Source organism: Marinitenerispora sediminis (genome assembly GCF_003336425.1).
GTDB lineage: Bacteria > Actinomycetota > Actinomycetes > Streptosporangiales > Streptosporangiaceae > Marinitenerispora > Marinitenerispora sediminis.
Window position 1 is genome coordinate 15,502 of sequence record NZ_QEIO01000071.1, and the last position, 19,911, is coordinate 35,412.

Below are 19,911 nucleotides of genomic sequence, written 5' to 3' on the forward strand. Positions count from 1 at the left end.
GGGACGGGCTAACGCACCGGCTCCCGGGCGGGTTTGCGGAGGTGGACGAACGTGAGGTGCTCGGCCACGCGTTCGCGGGAGGTCTCGGTGTAGCCGAGCCTCCGGTACAGCCGCAGGTTGCCGTCGCTGCTGTGCCCGGTGAACAGCGCGAACGCCTCCAGGTCGGGGTACGCCGCGCGGGCGTGGGCCTCGATGGCGAGCAGCAGGGCACGGCCGATGCCCTCGCCCTGGCGGTCGGGGGCCACCGCGAGGCGGTTGACCAGGAAGGTGGGGCCGGTGCTGCGGCCGCGGACCGCGCCGACGATGCGGCGGCCGGCGACGGCCTTGAGCAGCGGGCCGCCGCCCAGGGCGGCGCGGATCTGCGCCGCGGTCTCGGTGAGCGGCGCGATGTAGGGATCGCCGTAGCCCTGCGCCTCCGTCACGTAGGCGGCGCGCTGCAGGGTCCAGATCTCGCCGACGTCGGCGGCGGTGGCCGGCTCGATGGCGACGGCGGGGGCTGGGGCGACCATGGCGGCAGCATAGCGAAGGGCCGCCCCCCAGATGGGGAGCGGCCCTCGGTGATTCGCGCGGGCGTCACGCCCGGACGCGCCGGTGGCGACTAACTGTCGCCGCCGCCGGCCAGCTTCTCACGCAGCGCGGCCAGCGCCTCGTCGGAGGCGAGAGCACCGTTGTTGCCGCCGGAGGAACCACTGCTGGATCCGCCGCTCGACGCGGGCTCGCTCTCGAACGGGGCCTCAGTGGCGGCCTCGGCCTCGGCGGCCTGGGCCTCCTCGACCTGCTTGCGGTGCGCCTCGAAGCGGGCCTGGGCGAGAGCGTACTGCCGCTCCCACTCGTCGCGCTGGGTCTCGAAGCCCTCGAGCCACTCGCCGCTCTCCGGGTCGAAGCCCTCGGGGTACTTGTAGTTCCCCTGCTCGTCGTACTCGGCCGCCATGCCGTAGAGGGTGGGGTCGAACTCCACCTGGTCCGGCGAGACGCTCTCGTTGGCCTGCTTCAGCGAGAGGCTGATGCGGCGGCGGTCGAGGTCGATGTCGATGATCTTGACGAAGATCTCGGTACCGACCTGGACGACCTGCTCCGGGATCTCCACGTGGCGCTCCGCCAGCTCGGAGATGTGCACCAGGCCCTCGATGCCCTCCTCGACGCGGACGAACGCGCCGAACGGCACCAGCTTGGTGACCTTGCCCGGGACGACCTGCCCGATCTGGTGGGTGCGGGCGAACTGCTGCCACGGGTCTTCCTGCGTGGCCTTCAGCGACAGGGAGACGCGCTCGCGCTCCATGTCGACGTCGAGGACCTCGACCGTGACCTCCTGGCCCACCTCGACGACCTCGCTGGGGTGGTCGATGTGCTTCCAGGACAGCTCCGAGACGTGCACCAGGCCGTCGACGCCGCCGAGGTCCACGAACGCACCGAAGTTGACGATCGAGGAGACGACGCCCTTGCGGATCTGGCCCTTCTGGAGGGTGTTGAGGAAGGTCTGGCGGACCTCGGACTGCGTCTGCTCCAGCCAGGCACGGCGGGACAGCACCACGTTGTTGCGGTTCTTGTCCAGCTCGATGATCTTGGCTTCGAGCTCGCGGCCGACGTAGGGCTGGAGGTCGCGCACCCGGCGCATCTCGACCAGCGAGGCGGGGAGGAAGCCGCGCAGCCCGATGTCGAGGATCAGACCGCCCTTGACGACCTCGATCACCGTACCGGTGACGACGCCGTCCTCTTCCTTGATCTTCTCGATCGTGCCCCAGGCGCGCTCGTACTGGGCGCGCTTCTTGGACAGGATGAGCCGCCCTTCCTTGTCCTCCTTCTGGAGGACCAGGGCCTCGACGTGGTCGCCGACGGAGACGACCTCGCCCGGGTCGACGTCGTGCTTGATCGAGAGCTCCCGCGAGGGGATAACGCCTTCGGTCTTGTAGCCGATGTCGAGCAAGACCTCGTCTCGATCGACCTTCACGATGGTGCCCTCGACAATGTCACCGTCGTTGAAGTACTTGATGGTCTCGTCGATCGCCGCGAGGAAGGCTTCCTCGGAACCGATGTCGTTGACCGCTACCTTCGGTGTCGAGGTGGCCTCGGTGCTGCTCGTCATGTGTGGGTGGACTCCGGATGCGGACAATGGCTGAAAGTTAGGCACGCCGTGGAGTCAAACGGTTCGGGCCGCTCCCCGTTGCCGGGGCGCCGGTCCGGGCAGCTGCCCGGACCCGCCTCCGAAGAGGCGGCCGACCGCCGTGCCCGCACGTCCTCCGAGGCCCTCACGAGGTGTGCGAGCTAGCTGTCACACCGCGCGGGAGTCCGGGGCCGAGTGCGCACGCGAATCCACAACGCTCCGGCCAGAATATGAGACACGGGCGCTGTGGTCAATCGGAAGCGGTATCCCGAAACGGGCTTACCCCGTTTTCGTCACATCTTACGATCACTTCGTGGTGCTGTGTCGCCGTCGCCCCTCCAAGGTGCGTCGGGCCTGCGGGGGGTGGGTGAGCCGAGTCCGGGGACCTCCGCCACCTGCGCGGATCCCGGCGCGCGGCGGTCAGTCGTCGGCGTTTCGGGATCGGGTTCGCTTGACGTCGGAGCGCCGCCGCTTGGCCGTGAGCCGGCGTTCGCGGGAGGCGCGGGTGGGCCGGGTCGGCCGCCGCGTCCGGGGGCCGGGTTCGGCCGCCTCGGACACGAGCTCGGCCAGGCGGCGCCGGGCCAGGTCGCGGTTGCGGGCCTGGGAGCGGTGCTCCCGCACCGTGACGGTGAGCACTCCGCCGACCAGCCGGCCGGCCAGCCGCCGCAGGGCGCGCTCCCGCTGCTCCGGGCGCAGCGCCGAGGACGCGGCGACGTCGAAGCTGAGCGAGACCCGGGTGTCGGTGGTGTTGACGTGCTGCCCGCCCGGCCCGCCGGACCTGGAGAACCGCCACCCCAGCTCGTCCTCGGGGATGTCGACGAGGACGCGGCGGGAGTCGCGTGCACGTCCGCTCATGTCCTCGCCCCCCTCACCTCATGGCGCCGTCGGCATCATGGTACGCGCGCGCGGAGCACGCGGCACCACCGGCCTCAGTGTGCCGCGTCATGCCAGTTGCGGCCGACCCCCACCGAGACGGCCAGCGGCACCCGGAGGTCGTAGGCGCTCGCCATGCACTCCGACACCAGCTTGCGCACCGCCTCCAGCTCCTCGCCGACGACCTCCAGCACGAGCTCGTCGTGGACCTGCAGCAGCAGCCGCGAGGTGTGCCCCCCGTCGCGCAGCGCCGCGGCGACGTCCAGCATGGCCACCTTGATGATGTCGGCCGCCGACCCCTGGATGGGGGCGTTGAGGGCCATCCGCTCGGCCATCTCGCGGCGCTGCCGGTTGTCGCTCGTGAGGTCCGGCAGGTAGCGGCGGCGGCCGAGCATGGTTTCCGTGTAGCCCTCGCGGCGGGCCCGCTCCACCACCTCGTGCAGGTAGTCGCGCACCCGGCCGAACTGCGCGAAGTAGTCGTCCATGAGGCCGCGCGCCTCCTCCGGCGTGATGCCGAGCTGCCCGGACAGGCCGAACGCGCTCAGCCCGTACGCCAGACCGTAGTTCATGGCCTTGATACGGGCGCGGGCCTCGCCGCCGACCTCGCCGGCCGGGATCCCGAACACCCGCGCGGCGATCTCGGCGTGGAAGTCGTGGCCGGTCTCGAACGCCTCGATCAGCGAGGCGTCCTCGGACAGGTGCGCCATGATGCGCAGCTCGATCTGGCTGTAGTCGGCGGTGAGCAGGTGGTCGTAGCCGTCCCCGACCACGAACGCGCGCCGGATCCGCCGCCCGGCGTCGGTGCGCACCGGGATGTTCTGCAGGTTGGGGTCGGTGGAGCTGAGCCGCCCGGTGGCCGCCACCGTCTGGTTGAAGGTGGTGTGGATGCGGCCGTCGTCGGCGATCGTCTTGACCAGCCCCTCGACGGTCGTGCGCAGCTTCGTCTGGTCGCGGTGCCGGAGCAGGATGACCGGCAGCTCGTTGTCGGTGCGGGCCGCCAGCCAGGCGAGGGCGTCGGCGTCGGTCGTGTAGCCGGTCTTGATGCGCTTGGTCTTGGGCAGGTCCAGCTCGGTGAACAGGATCTGCTGCAGTTGCTTGGGCGAGCCCAGGTTGAACTCCCGGCCGACCACCCGGTGCGCCTCGGCGACCGCCTGGCGCACCGCCGCGGCGAACTCGTCCTCCAGGCCGTCGAGGTAGCCGCGGTCGGCGGCGATGCCGGTGCGCTCCATGTCGGCGAGGACCCGGACGAGCGGCAGCTCCACCTCGTGCAGCAGCCGGGTGGCACCGCGCCGGGCGAGGTCGGCGTCGAGCGCCGCCGCGAGCTCCAGGGTGGCCCGGGCGCGCAGCGCCAGCTCCTCCCGCACGGCGGCCTCGGCGTCGCCGTCACCGGCGATGTCCAGGGTGAGCTGGTCGGAGCCGCCGCCCTCCTCGCGCAGCTCCTTGTTGAGGTAGCGCGTGCACAGGTCGGCGAGGTCGAACTTGCGCTGGCCCGGCAGCGCCAGGTACGCCGCCAGCGCGGTGTCACTGGTCAGGCCCGCCAGGGTCCAGCCGCGCGCCTCCAGGCCGAGCAGCGGCCCCTTGGCGTCGTGCAGGGCCTTGGGGTGGTCGGGGTCGGCCAGCCAGCCGGCGAGCGCCGCCTCGTCGGAGGCGTCCAGGAGCGCGGGGTCGAGGTAGACGGCGGGGCCGGCCGCGACCGCGATGGCGAGGCCGGTGAGCTCGCCGGTGCCGCGCCCCCAGCTGCCGGCGACGGCCAGGCCGGCGCGGGCGTTCGTCGTGGCGTGCGAGGCCAGCCAGCCGGCGAGCTCCCCGGTGCCGGGGGCGGTCAGGTCGACGGAGAAGCCCTCCTCGGCGGCCGCCTCGGCCCCCGGCTCGGTGTCGCCGAGCACGGAGAACAGCCGGTCCCGCAGCGTCCCGGCGAACTCCAGGTTGTCGAACAGCGCGTTCACGCCGGCGCGGTCCCAGCCGTCCATCGTGAGGTCGTCGACCGCCGCGCCGATCTCGACGTCGGTCGACAGGATGTTGAGGCGCTGGTTGCGCAGCACGTCGTCGAGGTGGTCCCGGAGGTTCTGGCCGGCCTTGCCGGTGACCTCGTCCACCCGGGCGATGAGCGCGTCGAGGGAGCCGTACTTGGTGATCCACTTCGCGGCGGTCTTCGGGCCCACGCCCGGCACGCCCGGCAGGTTGTCGGACTTCTCACCCACCAGGGCCGCGAGGTCGCGGTAGCGCTCCGGCGCGACCCCGTACTTCGCCTCGACCGCGTCCGGCGTCATCCGGGTGAGGTCGGACAGGCTCTTGCCCGGGTACAGCACGGTGCACTGGTCGGTGACGAGCTGGAAGGCGTCGCGGTCGCCGGAGGCGATCAGCACCTCCATGCCGCGGGCGCAGCCCTGGGTGGCGAGGGTCGCGATGATGTCGTCGGCCTCGTAGCCGGCCACCGAGAGGCTGGCGACGCCGATCAGCCCGAGCAGCTCCTGGAGCAGTCCGACCTGGCCCGGGAACTCCGGCGGGGTCTCCGACCGGCCGGCCTTGTAGTCGTCGTAGGCCTCGTGGCGGAACGTCGGCTCCGAGCGGTCCCACGCCACGGCGATGTGCGTGGGCTGCTCCTCGCGCAGCAGTTTGACCAGCATCGAGGTGAAGCCGTACACGGCGTTGGTGGACTGCCCGGTGCTGGTGCCGAACTTCTCCACCGGCAGCGCGAAGAACGCGCGGAAGGCCATGGAGTGGCCGTCGAGCAGCAGCAGGCGGCGCGCTGCATCCGGGGCGCCGGCCGCGGCGGCCGCACCGGACTCGGAGGGACTGGTCTGCTCGGGGGTCACCTGTGTCTTCACCACACCAGGAATCCTAGGATGCGGTTCGGACTTTGTCGCAGGACTCCGCCCGGGCGGGCTCCCCGCGGGCGGGGTCCGCCGCCGCCGACCACCGGCGGCGGGCCGCAGACGAGAGAGGTGCGCGATGACGCTGGACGCCGACCGGCTGGCCGAGATCATGGGCAGCCCCGCCCCCGCGGGCGCCCTGGGCACCCGGATGGGCCTGGAGGTCCTGGAGGCGTCGGCGGAGCGCGTCGTCGGCCGGATGCCGGTCGAGGGCAACACCCAGCCCTACGGGCTGCTGCACGGCGGCGCCTCCTGCGTGCTCGCCGAGACGCTGGGGTCGGTGGGATCGGCCGTCCACGCCGGGCCGGGGCGCATCGCGGTGGGCATCGAGATCAACGCCACCCACCACCGGTCGGCCACCGAGGGCTTCATCACGGGCACGGCCACGCCGGTGCACCTGGGGCGCTCGCTGGCGACCTGGGACATCGTCATCACCGACGACGCCGGACGCCGGGTCTGCACCTCGCGGCTGACCTGCATGCTCCGCGACGCGCCCGGCCGCGGGTAGCAGCGGCCGGAGCGCACGGCCGCACACGACCACGGACGAATCGGGGAGCCATTCGATGCCGGGACTCGGCACGCTCATCAATGTCGCCGCCATCGTCGCCGGCGCGGCCGTCGGCATGGCGCTGGGGGGCCGGCTGCCGGACCGCACCCGCCAGGTGGTGACCGACGCGCTCGGCCTCGTGGTGCTGCTGACCGCCGCGCTGAGCGCGGCGAGCGTGCTCGATCCGGCGCTGACCGCGGCCACCGGGTCGGCGGCGCCCACGCTGATCGTGCTCGGCTCACTGCTCATCGGCGGCATCGCGGGGTCGCTGCTGCGGGTGGAGGCGCGGCTGGAGCAGCTAGGCGAGTTCCTGCGCCGCCTCCTCACCCGCGCCCCGGCGCCCGCGCCGCAGCCGGTGGCGTCCTCCGGCGCCCCGGACGCCGCGGGCGCGGAGCCGTCCGGGGCGGAGCCCTCCGGTGCGGAGCCGGTCCCGCCGGCCGCCGGGAGCGGGGCGCAGCAGCGGTTCGTCGAGGGCTTCGTCAGCTCCTCGCTGGTGTTCGTGGTCGGTCCGCTGGCCATCCTGGGCGCGATCAGCGACGGCCTGGGCAACGGCATCGACCAGCTCGCGCTCAAGGCCGCCCTCGACGGTTTCGCGGCCGTCGCGTTCGCGGCGGCGCTCGGGGTCGGGGTGATGGCCTCCGCCGGTCCGGTGCTGGTCTACCAGGGGGCGTTCACCGTGCTGGGGGTCGTCCTGGGCAGCTTCCTTCCCGAGGCGCACGTCGCCGCGCTCACCGCGACGGGCGGGCTGCTCCTGGTGGGGGTCGGCCTGCGGCTGCTGCGGATCCGCTCGGTGCCGGTCGCCGACATGCTCCCGGCGCTGTTCGTCGCGCCGGTGCTCACCGCCGTGGCGGCGGCGCTCTAGCCGGCGCACGGCACCGCTCCGGGCAGCCCCGCGCGGCGCCGGCGCGGTCCGGCGGGTTCCCGGAGCGCGGCCTTCGGCGGCGGCCCCCGGCCGGCCGGACCGTCCTGGATCCGCTCCTCTCGGCGTCCCGGCCGTCCGCGTCCCCGGCGGCCGGGAATCGGCGCCGCGCCTCCGCGGCGACTCAGCGCGATTCCGGTACGACCGTGCGTGCGGAACCGCGTTGAACTGGGCTTCCGTTGTCGGCGATGACTACGGGCGCATAACAGCCTGAACCCGAGTCGGCACCGACATTCCGCACTATCTTCCTGAATCGGACCGGCCGTGTTTAAGCTCCGCTAACGCCCTCAGTTAAGCGGAGCCGTCGAGTCCGACGGCCCGGGCGTGCAGGTGATCAGACACGTGTGACGCCGGTTGAACGGAGAGTCCTGAATGCCCAGCAAGAAGGCCCTCAGCCTCACGGCCATGGCCGCGGCCCTGGCCCTCGGATTGACCGCCTGCGGCAGCGACGGCGGCGGAGGCGGCGGGGAGGGCGACCCCCTTCAGTTCGGCTACATCTTCCCCGAGACCGGCGACCTCTCCTTCCTCGGCCCACCGCAGATCACCGCGGCCCGCTACGCCCTCCAGGAGATCAACGACGCCGGCGGCGTCCTCGGACAGGAGCTCCCCGAGGTCCTCACCGGTGACGAGGCCGGCGACGCCGCCCAGGCCGGCGACGCCGCCGACCGCCTCATCGGCCAGGACGTCGACGCCGTCCTCGGCGCCGCCGCGTCCGGCATGACCATGGCCATCATCGACCGGATCACCGACGCCGAGGTCGTCCAGTGCTCCGGCTCCAACACCGCCCCCAACCTCAGCACCTACGACGACGGCGGCTACTACTTCCGCACCGCCCCCAGCGACCTGCTCCAGGGTCCGGTGCTCGCCGAGACCATCGTCGGCGACGGCCACCAGGACGTCGCGATCGCCTACCGCGCCGACGACTACGGCGAGGGCCTCGGCAACGCCACCGCCGAGGCGCTGGAGGCCAGCGGCGCCTCGGTCGTCGCCCAGGAGAGCTACGACCCCAACGGCACCAACTTCGACGCCGTGGTCCAGGCCATCTCCAACGCCGAGCCGGACGCCGTCGTCCTCGTCTCCTTCGAAGAGGGCGTGCAGGTCATGACCGGGCTCATCGAGTCCGGGATCGGCGCCGACCAGATGTACAGCGCCGACGGCATGAACGACGAGACGCTCGCCGAGAAGGTCGACCCCAACGACCTCGGCACCGTCTCCGGGTTCAAGGGCACCGCGCCCGGCGTGGACAACCCCGAGTTCGAGGAGGGCATCACCGAGTTCGACCCCGAACTCGAGGTCTTCCAGTACGCGCCGCAGGTCTACGACTGCGCCATCGCCATCGCGCTGGCCGCCGAGTCCGCAGGCAGCACCGACCCGGCCGTCTTCGTCGAGGACATGACCGCCATCACCTCCGGCGACCAGGAGTGCAGCGGGTTCGCCGAGTGCCGCGACCTGCTCGCCGACGGCCAGACCATCGACTACCAGGGCGCCAGCGGCCCGCTGGACTTCGACGAGAACGGCGACGTCAGCGTGGCCTCCATCATGATCTACGGCTACGACGACGAGGGCGCGCACTCCGCACTCGACTTCGTGCAGACCACGCCGTAACCGCGCCCCCAGCGGATACGGCCTCCCCACGCGGGCCCCGGACTGACCCGGTCCGGGGCCCGCGCGCGTCCCCGGACGGAAACCGCCCCCGGGCCGCGCGGAGCCGGGCCCCGACCGCGAGGCCCCCGCCCGGTCCGGTGCGGCACCCGGCGGCCCGGCGCCGCCCGCTCCCGCGCGGCGCCCGCCCGCCCGCTGCCGCCTACGTCCTCGCCGCCAGCCCGGCTCCGATGCTCGGCGCGGTCGCGGCATCGCGCATCGCGGCCCTCCCGGCGCGGTCACGTCCGCGCGCCGGACCCCCTGACCGGCCCGCCCCCAGAGGCCCGGGGCGGGAGAGACGCGCGGGCCACCGCACGGTACGGCGTCCGAAGGGCGGCCGCGGCACCCAGCTGCGCACGCCGACGAGCCGCGCCAACCCGCGGGCCCCGGAAGCCTGACCCGCGCGGTGGCCAGCCTCCCCGCAGAGCCGACTGCGCCCAGGCGGCACGACATGGGCGAGCGGTCCGGCCGCATCCAGGGCGGGCACCGGCCCGCCCGTCCAGCGCCGGCGCGCGTCCGCGGCGCCCGCGGCGCGTCCGCGCCCGTCTCCCGCTCCAGCACTCGCCCGCCCGCCGAGAAGCCGACAGGCCTCGGGCCGGCTCTCCGAGGCGCCGGTGCCGTCCCACGGAGCCTGGCCCCGCACCGCACCGGCCCGAACGCGGCACCACCGGCACCCGCCTCCGGCCCCGGATGGGCGTCCCGGTTACGGGGTGGCCCGCACGCCACCAGCCCGGACGCGCGGGACGCCCCCGCGGCGGTCGTGGCAGCCCCGCCCGGCGCTCGCGGCGTACGGGACCCGGACGCACGAGAGCCGCCCGGCCGGAAGGACTCCGACCGGGCGGCCATGCGAACGCGGCAACGGGCGACCCGCCACCGTAGACCCGGCGCGCCCGGGCTCCCCGGTCGCGCCCCGGGGGCTCGCGCCCGCCGCGGCTCACGCCTTCGCGAGCGTCCCCAGGTACAGCTCGATCACGTTCGGGTCGTGCAGCAGCTCGGCGCCCGTGCCCGTGTAGGCGTTGCGCCCCTGGTCCAGCACGTAGCCGCGGTCGCAGATCTGCAGGCAGCGCCGCGCGTTCTGCTCCACCATGATCACGGACACACCCGTGGAGTTGATCTGCTTGACCCGCTGGAAGACCTCGTCCTGGTAGATCGGCGACAGCCCCGCCGTGGGCTCGTCCAGCAGCAGCACCGACGGCTCCATCATGAGCGCCCGGCCCATGGCCACCATCTGCCGCTCACCACCGGACAGCGCGCCCGCCTTCTGGCGGCGCCGCTGTGCCAGCAGCGGGAACAGCTCCGCCACCGCCGCGAACCGCTCGGCGAACCGCTTCGGGCGCAGGTACGCGCCCATCTCCAGGTTCTCCTCCACTGTCAGCGTCGGGAACACGTTGCGGGTCTGCGGCACGTAGCCCACCCCGCGCGAGACGAGTTCGTGCGCCGGCCGGTTCGCGATGCTCTCGCCGCGCAGCACCAGCCCGCCCGACCGCACCGGGATCAGCCCGAAGATCGTCTTGATCAGGGTGGACTTGCCCGCGCCGTTCGGCCCGATGATCGCCACGACCTCGCCCTCGGTGAGCGTGAGCGTGCACCCGTTCAGGATGTTCACACCCGGCACGTAGCCCGCGACCAGCTCGTCGGCCACCAGCAGGTGGGCGTCGGGATCGGCGACCTCCACGGCCGCCGCGTGCTCCAGCACCTCCTCGCGCGCCTGCTGCACCGCGGCCGCCTCCTCCGCGGTCCGCGGCACCCCGCTCGCGCCGTCCTCCGCGCTCCCGCTCATCGCCCCTCCTCCGCGTCCGCCGGCTCACCGTGCTGCGCCCCGAGGTAGGCGTCCACCACCCGCTGGTCGGCCCGGATGTCCTCCGGCCGCCCCTCGGCGATGACCTGCCCCTGCGCCAGCACCACGATCCAGTCGCTGATGCCCATGATCACGTCCATGTCGTGCTCGACGAACAGCACCGTCATACCGTCGTCGCGCAGCGCGGTGATGTGCCCCAGCAGCGACTGCACCAGGGCCGGGTTCACCCCCGCCATCGGCTCATCCAGCATCACCATCGACGGGTCCACCATCAGCGAGCGCGCCATCTCCAGCAGCTTGCGCTGCCCGCCCGACAGGTTACCCGCCATCTCATGGCGCTTGTCCAGCAGTTTGAACCGCTCCAGCAGCTGCTCGGCGCGCTCGATGTTCGCGCGCTCCTGCCCCCGCCACCCGGAGCGCAGGAACGCGCCCCACACGCGCTCCCCGAGCTGTCCCTGCGCCGCCAGCAGCATGTTGTCCAGCACGGTGAGGCGGGTCAGCGCCTTCGTCAGCTGGAACGTGCGCACCATGCCGCTGCGCGCGACCCGGTGGCCGCCCAGCCCGTTCAGCCGGCGGCCCTCGAACGACCACTCCCCCGCGTCCACCCGGTCGAAGCCGGTGAGCAGGTTGAACAGCGTCGACTTACCCGCGCCGTTCGGGCCGATCAGCGCGGTGATCGTGCCCCGCTGCACCTCCAGGTGCTCCACGTCGACCGCCGTGAGGCCGCCGAACGAGCGGCGCACCCCGTGCGCCTTCAGGATCGGGTCCGGCTTGGCCACCCCCGGAGTCGCGGCGACACCGGCCATCCGGTCCACCGGCGCCGGACCGCCGGCCGTGACCTCCGTCGCGTCACTTGACATTGACCAGCATCTCCTTGCGGTTGCCGATGATTCCCTGCGGCCGGAAGACGATCAGCAGCAGCAGCGCCAACCCGACCATCGCGTGCCGCAGCGCGCCCACGTCCGAGCCCTGGAGGAACGGGAGGACCCCGGTGGCGGCCAGCGACCGCAGCGTCTCGTCGAACACGGTCAGCAGGAACCACATGACCACCGCGCCGAGCACCGGACCGAGCGTCCGCCCCGCGCCGCCGAGCAGCAGCATCGCCCACAGGTAGAACGTGACCTGCGGCATGAACTGGTCGGGGGTGATGGTCTGCTGGTTCACCGCGATCAGCGCGCCGGCGAGCGCCCCGAACACACCGCCCAGCACCAGGCTCTGCATCTTGTAGGCGAAGACGTTCTTGCCGAGGCTGCGCACCGCCTCCTCGTCCTCGCGGATGCCCTTGATCACCCGGCCCCACGGGCTGTGGATCAGCAGCCACATCACGACCGACGCGACCAGCACCAGGCCCCACGCCGCGATCATCATCCACAGGTCGCGGGCCGAGAACGAGATGTCGCCGATGCCGTAGTCCCCGCGCGGGAACGGGTTCGCGTCGTAGAAGGCCGAGGCGAAGCCCTGCAGGCCGTACACGCCGCCGGTGACGTCGCGCGCGAACTCCGCCCGGTACACCAGCCGCGCGACCTCGGCCACCGCGATCGTGCAGATCGACAGGTAGTCGGCGCGCAGCCGCAGCGTCGGGATGCCGAGCAGCAGCGCCAGCAGCACCGCGCAGCCGATACTCGCGAGCACACCCGCCCACAGGGGCAGCCCGAACGTCGACACGCTGACGGCGACGCCGTAGCCGCCCACCAGCATGAAGCCCACTTGGCCGAAGTTCAGCAGGCCGGTGTAGCCGAAGTGCAGGTTCAGGCCGATGGCCGCGAGCGCGTAGACGGCCGCGATCGGCCCGATCGCTGTCTCGATGGCGGTGGCCAGGATGTAGAGGAAGTCCATCGCGTCTCCTACCCGACCCGCTCACGACGGCCCAGGATGCCCTGCGGCCGGACCAACAACACCACGATCATGATCGCCAGCGCCCACGCGTTCATCAGCTGCGACGGGAACCAGAGGGTGGACAGCTGCGCCACCAACCCGATCACCAGACCGCCCACCATCGCGCCGTAGGCGGTGCCCAGACCGCCCAGCGTCACCGCGGCGAACATCAGCAGCAGCAGGTGGAAGCCCATCTGCCAGTACACGGTCTGGTTCAGGCCGTAGAACACGCCGCCCAGCGCCGACAGGCCGCCGCCCAGCGACCACACGTAGAGGGTCACCCGGTTGACGTCGATCCCCGACGACTCCGCCAGGTCGCGGTTGTCCGCGACCGCCCGCATCGCCTTGCCGATCCGGGTGAACTGCAGCATGCACGCCACCAGGACCAGCACCAGCACCGACAGGCCCACGATGGACAGGTCCCGCGGCGTGATGGCGATCGGCCCCAGCCGCCACATCTCCTGCAGCTGGAACTCGTCGTAGCGCTGCCGGGTCCCGCCGAAGGCGACCAGCAGGATGTGCCGCAGCATCAGCGAGATGCCGATGGAGACGATGAACATCTGGATCAGCGCGACATTGCGATTGCGCAGCGGGCGCCAGACGTAGCGCTCCAGGCCGGCCCCGAACGCCGCGCCCATGAGGACGGCGACCAGCGCGGCCCCCGCCAGCGGGACCTCCCAGTCCAGCGCCTCACCCTGGATGCCCACCACGGTGGAGGCCGCCACGCCGACGAGCGCGATCACCGCCGCGACCACCGCCGGCACCGGCCGGGGGGCACGCCCGGACAGCAGCGATCCCGCTCCGGCCGCGAGCAGCCCCGCGACCAGCAAGACCAGCAGCGAGTTGCCGAACCCGCCGGCGCCGGTGCTGAACAGCATCGCCATGACCGCGCCGAAGGTGACCAGGTCACCGTGGGCGAAGTTGATCATCTTGGTGGTGCCGAAGATCAGCGACAGCCCGATGGCCGAGATCGCGATGATGAGGCCGAAGATCAGACCGGCCACGGCGAGCTGGACGACCTTCGTGCCGAACGGGGTGCCGGCGCTGACGCCGGGCGCCGTCGTGACGCCTTCCTCCCCGCCGCCGTCAGCCTCCGCGTCGGCGCCGCCGCCGGAGTCCGCGGACTCGCTCGGCGACGCCTCCGCCTCCTCCTGGCCGGGCGGTGCCAGCCGGAAGATGACGGTCCGCTGCTGGCCGGGGCGCACGGAGACCTCGATCTCCGCCCCTGGGGACTCGTCGACGACGAACTCGTCGGGCACGGACTCCTGGTCCAGGACGACGCGGTAGTCGCCCGGTCCGGGCAACTCCACTTCCCAACTTCCGTCAGAGCCGGTGGTCACCGCGCCGATCTCCTCGTCACCCTGGAAGACCGTGATGTCGATGCCTTCGACGGTTTCCGGGATGCGGATCTGACCGTTGAGGTTCTCACCGCTCTGATCGTCTGCCACTGCCATGGCCGGGACCGCCAGGATGGCGGCGATCACGGCGAGCAGCACAGTCACGAGGCGTCTGCGCACGCGCGCTCCTTGCGCATCAGAGATCTGAGGGTGTCGGTTCCGGGCGGAGATGCCCGAAGCCGGGGGTTTTGTTCCAAGTTGGCGCGAGTTTAGCCCGGTTTAGCGCTGCCCTTCAGTACCGCTTAAAGGACGTGATGCAACCGTCATGGGTTCGTGCAGGTCCGTGACCGAATCGGAACACCCCGCCCGTTGACGCCGCCGGTACGCGCAACGAAAAGCGGGGCCCCACCACGTTTGGTGGGGCCCCGATAACCGGAAGCGACGACACGGACCGGACGGCGGCGGTCAGCGGCGCGGGCGGACGCGCACCCGCGGCGCGTTCACTACTCCTCGGTGAGCGTCTCGATGACGGTCTCCGCGACCTTGCGCATGGTGAGCCGGCGGTCCATGGAGTTCTTCTGGATCCACCGGAACGCCTCGGGCTCGCTCAGGCCGTGCCTGCTCTGCAGCAGCCCCTTGGCGCGTTCGACCAGCTTGCGGGTCTCCAGCCGCTCGGTCAGCCCGCTGACCTCGGCCTCCAGCGCGGCCAGCTCGGCGTAGCGGCTGACCGCCATCTCGATCGCCGGCACGAGGTCGGCCTTGTTGAACGGCTTCACGAGGTAGGCCATGGCGCCCGCGTCGCGGGCGCGCTCCACCAGCTCGCGCTGCGAGAACGCGGTGAGGATGACGACGGGCGCGATCCGCTCCCCCGCGATCCGCTCGGCCGCGGAGATGCCGTCGAGCACCGGCATCTTGATGTCGAGGATGACGAGGTCGGGTTTCAGCTCGGTCGCGAGCCGCACAGCGGTCTCGCCGTCACCGGCCTCCCCCACGACGGCATAGCCGTCCTCCTCAAGCATCTCCTTGAGGTCCAGGCGGATCAGGGCCTCGTCTTCCGCGATGACCACGCGGCTCTGCGTCTGCGTCACGAACAAGAGCGTACCTAGATCCGCTACGATGGTGGGCATCGCCTGCGCCAACAGAGACACGAGGACTGGCGACGCCCCTAAGCGCTCAACGGGACGACACGCCGCCAAATGTCCAAAATGCCCCGATAGTCCAATAGGTAGAGACGATGGATTCAAAATCCATAAAGTGTGGGTTCGAATCCCACTCGGGGTACAAGTCCACCAATTCCAAACAATAGAGCCATCATTCGATGGCTCTATTTTTCTTGATGAGCGCACCGACCAAAGAGTCCACTTCGCCTGATCACCCCCCTCCCCTGCGCACCTCACGCCATAATCGAACACGTGTACCTTCCGCATGTTCGTCGCTCAGCGGTCCAGCTGCTTGACTCCGGACTCTCCTACTCTGCGGTCGCCCGGCGTACCGGCATTAATCGGAGCACCTTGCGCGAATGGTTCCTGCACCGGGACCTGATCGAGAAATATCAGAACCTCGGCTCGTGCGTTCGCTGCGAACCCATCTCCCGACTTCCGGAACCCCAGATCCGCTACAGCTATCTCCTCGGCCTCTATCTCGGCGACGGGTGCATCAGTCACGCCGGCAACCGCGAGAAGGGTGTCTGGGCCTTGCGCATCATCTGCGCGGACGCCTGGCCAGGACTCGTCCAAGAATGTGTCAGCACCCTCGAAGCCGTCCTCCCAGGGCACCAGATCGGCACCATCGCGAAGCCGGGCTGCTGCGAGGTCGTCGCGCGCTGGAAGCACTGGCCCTGCTACTTCCCGCAGCACGGACCAGGCCCCAAGCATGTCCGCCCGATCGAGCTCGCACCCTGGCAGCGGGACATCGTGGACCGCCACCCTCAGCCCCTCGTACGTGGACTCTTCCATTCCGACGGCTGCCGGGTCACCAACCGTGTGCGCCGCCAGGTAGCGGGAACGTGGAAGCACTACGAGTACCCGCGCTACTTCTTCACCAACACGTCCAGGGACATCCTGGACCTGATGGGCGATACGCTGGACCGGCTCGGTGTCGAGTGGCGGATCCGCTGGAAGAAGCCGGCCAGCGACTCCCACCAGCCCGCCGGTGTCATCTCCGTCGCCGAGAAGCGCTCGGTGGCGCTCCTCGACTCTTTCATCGGGCCGAAACACTGAATCTTCTCCGGCCAGATCAGCCCGCGATATCGGTGTTTGTCGCCATCTGTCCTGTGACAATGACCTGACCTGGTCACATCACGGCCACAACCTGAACACAACCCGTGGGTTTCGTGGCCGACGGTGCGGCCGGTCCCTGATCCTGAGAAGTGGGAGTGTAGCGGGTTTCGCGACGCGGTGGTCTACACCTGTCGGCGAACCACGCCCTGCGAGAAGGGGAGGGTCGGGTGTTCACCGCGGTGGCCGGGGTCCTCGGGGGTCTGGCGATCGTGGCCTGGGCCGTCGTGTCCTGGGCTTCGAAGCGTCGGCAGCCGTGGTTCTGCACGCCCGTCGCCGGGCTGATCGTCCTGCTCGTGGCCTGCGGCCAGGCGGGGTGGGCGCTGCTCCCCATCGCGGCGCTGTCGGCGGCGGCGTTCGCGGAGCTCGTCATCGGGGCGCGCGAGGCGCCCACGCTGCGTACCAAGTTCCCCGACGCACCGCTGAGCACCGAGCGCTGGGCGGCCGCGGTGGCCGCTCCGTTCCGGGTGGCGCTGGCGGAGCCGTGGGACGTCGTCACCCGTCCGCAGCTGCGCCGCCGGTACCGGAAGGTGTTCGAGCTGGAGTGGGGCATCGTCGACCGCGCCTCGCTGCTGGCGACGGTGGACCGGCTGTGGGACGAGCTGCACTCCGGGGAGGACGCCGACCTGCTGGTGGACCTGCGCACGGGTACGGCGCGCAGCCGGGACCGGGGCGGCGGCCCCGACCGGACGGTCACCCTGTCGGCCGAGCAGATCGAGCGGATGCGGGAGATCACCGGCGCGGACCGCACCACGGAGACGGTCGTCATCGGCGCGTACCAGTGGTGGGCGTCGGTGCACCTGGTGCGGCTGGCCTGCGGTGCGGCCACGCTCGACTGGTTGAGCCCGGTCGAGGCGCAGAGCCTGCTGCGGCGGATCGCCACCGATCTGCAGCGCCGCTACGCGAGCTGGCAGCAGTGGGCGGAGGCGTTCCACGCCGGGTACCTGCTGTGGCGCGGGGGCGGCGCGGCGGACGCTGGTCCGGACCGGGTGTGGACGGCACTCGGGCTGCTGACCTCGGATCCGGCGAGCCCGTGGGGGCTGCTGCCGTGGGACATGCCGTTGGAGCGGGTCACCCACGAGCACGGCGTGCCGCACGCGCAGTCCCACTAGGCAGGGCGGCCTGCCAGGGGGGCGCCTGGTCGGGAGGCGTGCGGGCGCTGCCCGCCCTCCGGCCGCGCGTCCGGAGCTCCGGGGTCGGCGGCGGGTGCGGTCCGCCAGGCGGTCCGGGCCTCCGGTGGCCGGCTCCCGGGGTGGCGCCGAGCGCCGTCCCGGGGAGTCGGCCGGTGGTGTCACTTGCCGTGGGCGATGGCGTCGCCGAGGCGGTGTACCCGCAGCGAGTTGGTGGACCCGGGGGTGCCGGGCGGGCTGCCGGCGACGATGACGACCTTGTCGCCCTTCTGGTAGCGCCCCATGTCGAGGAGTTCGCTCTCGACCTGGCGCACCATCTCGTCGGTGTGGTCGACCCAGGGCACGCAGTGGGTCTCGACGCCCCAGGTCAGGGAGAGCTGCGCCCGGGTGGAGTCCTGGGTGGTGAAGGCCAGCAGCGGGATGGGCGACCGGTACCGGGCGAGGCGGCGCGCGGTCTCGCCGGTCATGGTGAAGGCGACGAGTGCCTTGGCGCCGACGGTGGCGCCCACCTCGGCGGCGGCGCGGGCGATGGATCCGCCGGTGGTCTCGGGGACCCGGTTGAGGATGTGGGAGGCGCGCAGCGACTCCTGCTCGGCGGCGGCCACGATGCGGGCCATGGTCTGGACGGTCTCGACGGGGTACTGCCCGACGCTGGTCTCGCCGGAGAGCATGACGGCGTCGGCACCGTCGAGGACGGCGTTGGCCACGTCGGAGGCCTCGGCGCGGGTGGGCCGGGGGGCGCTGATCATGGATTCGAGCATCTGGGTGGCGACGATGACCGGCTTGGCCTTGTCGCGGCAGCGCTCGACGGCCCGCTTCTGCACCATGGGGACGTTCTCGAGGGGCAGTTCGACGCCGAGGTCGCCGCGGGCGACCATGACGCCGTCGAAGACCTCGATGATGTCCTGCAGGCGCTCGACGGCCTGCGGCTTCTCGATCTTGGCGATGAGCGGGAGGCGGACGCCGACCTCGTCCATGATGCGGTGGACCTCGTCGGCGTCGGCGGGGCTGCGCACGAACGACAGCGCGATCATGTCGACGCCCTCGGCGAGGGCCCAGCGCAGGTCCTCCTCGTCCTTGGTGGTGAGGGCGGGGACGCTGACGGAGACGCCGGGGAGGTTGAGTCCCTTGTGGTTGGAGACGGTGCCGCCGATGAGGACGCGGGTGTGGACGTCGGTGCTGGTGGCCTTGACGCATTCGAGGACGACGCGGCCGTCGTCGATGAGGACGCGGTCACCGGGGCGGACGTCGCCGGGCAGTCCCTTGTAGGTGGTGGAGACGGAGTGCCGGTCACCGGGGACGTCCTCGATGGTGACGGTGAACTCGTCGCCGGGGTGCAGGTCGACGGGGCCGTCGGCGAAGGTGCCCAACCGGATCTTGGGCCCCTGGAGGTCGGCGAGGATGCCCACGCTCCGGCCGCTCGCTGCCGCCGCCGCCCGCACGTTGGTATAGCTGGCGTGGTGGTTCTCGTGTGTTCCGTGGCTGAGGTTGAGTCGCGCTACGTCCAGCCCGGCGTCGACGAGCGCGCGGATGCTCTCCGGGCTCGATGTGGCTGGGCCGAGGGTCGCGACGATTTTTGCTCGACGTGTCACAGTACACACTCTAGAACGTCCCAGCTGTGCAGTGGTCTAAACCAGGTTGCGAGTAGGCGTCAGGGAGCTGGCGTCCCGGCGAACGCGGCGAGAGCGGCCTCGGTGAAGGCGGGCAGGTCATCGGGTGTACGGCTGGTCACGAGGGTGGCGGGGCCGGAGGTGTCGACGACCACCTTCTCGTCCACCCAGGCGCCGCCGGCGTTGGTGATGTCGGTCCGCAGGCTCGGGTAGGACGTGAGGGTCCGGCCGCGGACCTGGTCGGCCTCGACGATGGTCCACGGCGCGTGGCAGATCGCGGCGACGGGCAGCCCGGCTTCGAAGAAGGCGCGGACGAACGCGACGGCGGCGGGCCGGGTGCGCAGGAAGTCGGGGTTGGCGACGCCTCCGGGCAGGAGGAGTCCGGCGAAGTCCGTGGCGGCGACCTGGTCGACGGTGGCGTCGACGGTGAAGGTGTCGGCGCGGTCGAGGTGGTTGAAGCCCTGGATGGTTCCCGCCGCGGTGGAGATGAGCCGCGGCCGGCCGCCGGCGGCGCGGACCTTGTCCCAGGGGTCGGTGAGTTCGATCTGCTCGGTTCCCTCGGGTGCGGCGAGGAAGGCGATGGTCCGGCCGCTGATGTCGGTGGCCATGGGTGTCCTCCTTCGTCGGTGGCGGCGCTGTGGCCGTTGCGCGGGGCGGTCGGCCCCGGTGGGCCCCCTGCCCGAAGCGCGGCCGGTTACTCGTCCGGTCGCCGGTCGCGCAGGGCGGCCGTGGCGGACGCGGAGGTGGTGGCGCCGCGCTGGGCGGCGCTGCCGCGCGTCGCGCGCCAGGGCGGGTGGCGGGGTGCCCCGGGGCTTCTGGGGCATCCGGCGGCGGAGCGGGGTCGGGGACACCGCGGCCCAGGTTCCGGCGCGGAGCGGCCGGGGACCGCGGGCCCGGGACCGCGGCTGTCTCTTATACACATCTCCGAGCC

The 19,911-nt window shown here is 71.8% G+C and carries 16 protein-coding genes and 1 tRNA gene; 6 read left to right on the plus strand and 11 right to left on the minus strand.

The genetic code is table 11. The annotated features are described in order from the left end of the window. Positions 1 to 8 precede the first annotated feature (8 nt). From DEF28_RS14980 to polA, 4 genes are all read right to left on the minus strand, one after another. Entirely contained in the window at positions 9 to 509 is a 501-nt protein-coding gene (locus DEF28_RS14980; RefSeq protein ID WP_114397340.1) for a GNAT family N-acetyltransferase, read from the minus strand. Between the two features lie 89 nt (positions 510 to 598). Beyond that, positions 599 to 2,083 (minus strand): 30S ribosomal protein S1, encoded by a 1,485-nt coding sequence (gene rpsA / locus DEF28_RS14985; RefSeq protein WP_114397341.1) that lies wholly within the window; start codon positions 2,081 to 2,083, stop codon positions 599 to 601. Positions 2,084 to 2,521: 438 nt separating this feature from the next. Then, positions 2,522 to 2,956, minus strand: coding sequence for an alternative ribosome rescue aminoacyl-tRNA hydrolase ArfB (gene arfB / locus DEF28_RS14990; RefSeq protein WP_114397342.1), 435 nt, complete (start codon positions 2,954 to 2,956; stop codon positions 2,522 to 2,524). Positions 2,957 to 3,030: 74 nt separating this feature from the next. Then, positions 3,031 to 5,805 carry a DNA polymerase I gene (gene polA, locus DEF28_RS14995; protein ID WP_233515313.1) on the minus strand — a complete coding sequence of 925 codons (2,775 nt, stop codon included), beginning with the start codon at positions 5,803 to 5,805 and terminating at the stop codon, positions 3,031 to 3,033. 121 nt (positions 5,806 to 5,926) lie between these two features. Between polA and DEF28_RS15000 the strand changes: the two genes are divergently transcribed. The 3 genes from DEF28_RS15000 (at position 5,927) to DEF28_RS15010 (ending at position 8,918) form a co-directional block, all read left to right on the plus strand. After that, complete coding sequence (locus DEF28_RS15000) at positions 5,927 to 6,355, plus strand: hotdog fold thioesterase (RefSeq protein WP_114397344.1); 429 nt, start codon at positions 5,927 to 5,929, stop codon at positions 6,353 to 6,355. A gap of 55 nt (positions 6,356 to 6,410) precedes the next feature. After that, positions 6,411 to 7,256, plus strand: a complete 846-nt coding sequence (locus DEF28_RS15005) for a DUF554 domain-containing protein (protein WP_114397345.1) — start codon at positions 6,411 to 6,413, stop codon at positions 7,254 to 7,256. 429 nt (positions 7,257 to 7,685) lie between these two features. Further along, complete coding sequence (locus DEF28_RS15010; protein ID WP_114397346.1) at positions 7,686 to 8,918, plus strand: ABC transporter substrate-binding protein; 1,233 nt, start codon at positions 7,686 to 7,688, stop codon at positions 8,916 to 8,918. Positions 8,919 to 9,888: 970 nt separating this feature from the next. On the opposite strand, the gene DEF28_RS15015 is transcribed toward DEF28_RS15010, so the two are convergent. The 5 genes from DEF28_RS15015 to DEF28_RS15035 all read right to left on the minus strand — a co-directional run bounded on the left by DEF28_RS15015 (position 9,889) and on the right by DEF28_RS15035 (position 15,031). Then, positions 9,889 to 10,734: an ABC transporter ATP-binding protein gene (locus tag DEF28_RS15015; protein ID WP_114397347.1), complete on the minus strand. Its 846-nt coding sequence runs from the start codon at positions 10,732 to 10,734 to the stop codon at positions 9,889 to 9,891. Next, positions 10,731 to 11,612 (minus strand): ABC transporter ATP-binding protein, encoded by an 882-nt coding sequence (locus DEF28_RS15020; protein WP_233515314.1) that lies wholly within the window; start codon positions 11,610 to 11,612, stop codon positions 10,731 to 10,733. The genes DEF28_RS15015 and DEF28_RS15020 overlap by 4 nt, the downstream gene beginning before the upstream one ends. Continuing rightward, positions 11,602 to 12,588 carry a branched-chain amino acid ABC transporter permease gene (locus DEF28_RS15025; RefSeq protein WP_114397348.1) on the minus strand — a complete coding sequence of 329 codons (987 nt, stop codon included), beginning with the start codon at positions 12,586 to 12,588 and terminating at the stop codon, positions 11,602 to 11,604. The genes DEF28_RS15020 and DEF28_RS15025 overlap by 11 nt, the downstream gene beginning before the upstream one ends. Positions 12,589 to 12,596: 8 nt before the next feature. After that, the gene (locus DEF28_RS15030; RefSeq protein WP_181874266.1) at positions 12,597 to 14,144 is read right to left on the minus strand and encodes a branched-chain amino acid ABC transporter permease; all 1,548 of its coding nucleotides are present in this window, start codon (positions 14,142 to 14,144) and stop codon (positions 12,597 to 12,599) included. Between the two features lie 323 nt (positions 14,145 to 14,467). Then, the gene (locus tag DEF28_RS15035; protein WP_114397359.1) at positions 14,468 to 15,031 is read right to left on the minus strand and encodes an ANTAR domain-containing response regulator; all 564 of its coding nucleotides are present in this window, start codon (positions 15,029 to 15,031) and stop codon (positions 14,468 to 14,470) included. A 140-nt stretch (positions 15,032 to 15,171) separates the two neighbouring features. On the opposite strand from DEF28_RS15035, the gene DEF28_RS15040 reads away from it, so the two are divergent. The 3 genes from DEF28_RS15040 to DEF28_RS15050 all read left to right on the plus strand — a co-directional run bounded on the left by DEF28_RS15040 (position 15,172) and on the right by DEF28_RS15050 (position 17,352). Beyond that, positions 15,172 to 15,245: transfer RNA gene (locus DEF28_RS15040), tRNA-Leu, on the plus strand. Between the two features lie 131 nt (positions 15,246 to 15,376). Next, on the plus strand, positions 15,377 to 16,183 hold the full coding sequence (locus tag DEF28_RS15045; protein WP_114397350.1) for a helix-turn-helix domain-containing protein: 807 nt from the start codon (positions 15,377 to 15,379) through the stop codon (positions 16,181 to 16,183). 227 nt (positions 16,184 to 16,410) lie between these two features. Next, positions 16,411 to 17,352, plus strand: coding sequence for a DUF1266 domain-containing protein (locus DEF28_RS15050; protein ID WP_114397351.1), 942 nt, complete (start codon positions 16,411 to 16,413; stop codon positions 17,350 to 17,352). A gap of 179 nt (positions 17,353 to 17,531) precedes the next feature. Here DEF28_RS15050 and pyk read toward each other — a convergent pair whose 3' ends face one another. Continuing rightward, positions 17,532 to 18,962: a pyruvate kinase gene (pyk, locus tag DEF28_RS15055; RefSeq protein ID WP_114397352.1), complete on the minus strand. Its 1,431-nt coding sequence runs from the start codon at positions 18,960 to 18,962 to the stop codon at positions 17,532 to 17,534. A 59-nt stretch (positions 18,963 to 19,021) separates the two neighbouring features. Continuing rightward, on the minus strand, positions 19,022 to 19,588 hold the full coding sequence (locus DEF28_RS15060; protein ID WP_114397353.1) for a type 1 glutamine amidotransferase domain-containing protein: 567 nt from the start codon (positions 19,586 to 19,588) through the stop codon (positions 19,022 to 19,024). Between the last annotated feature and the right edge of the window lie 323 nt (positions 19,589 to 19,911).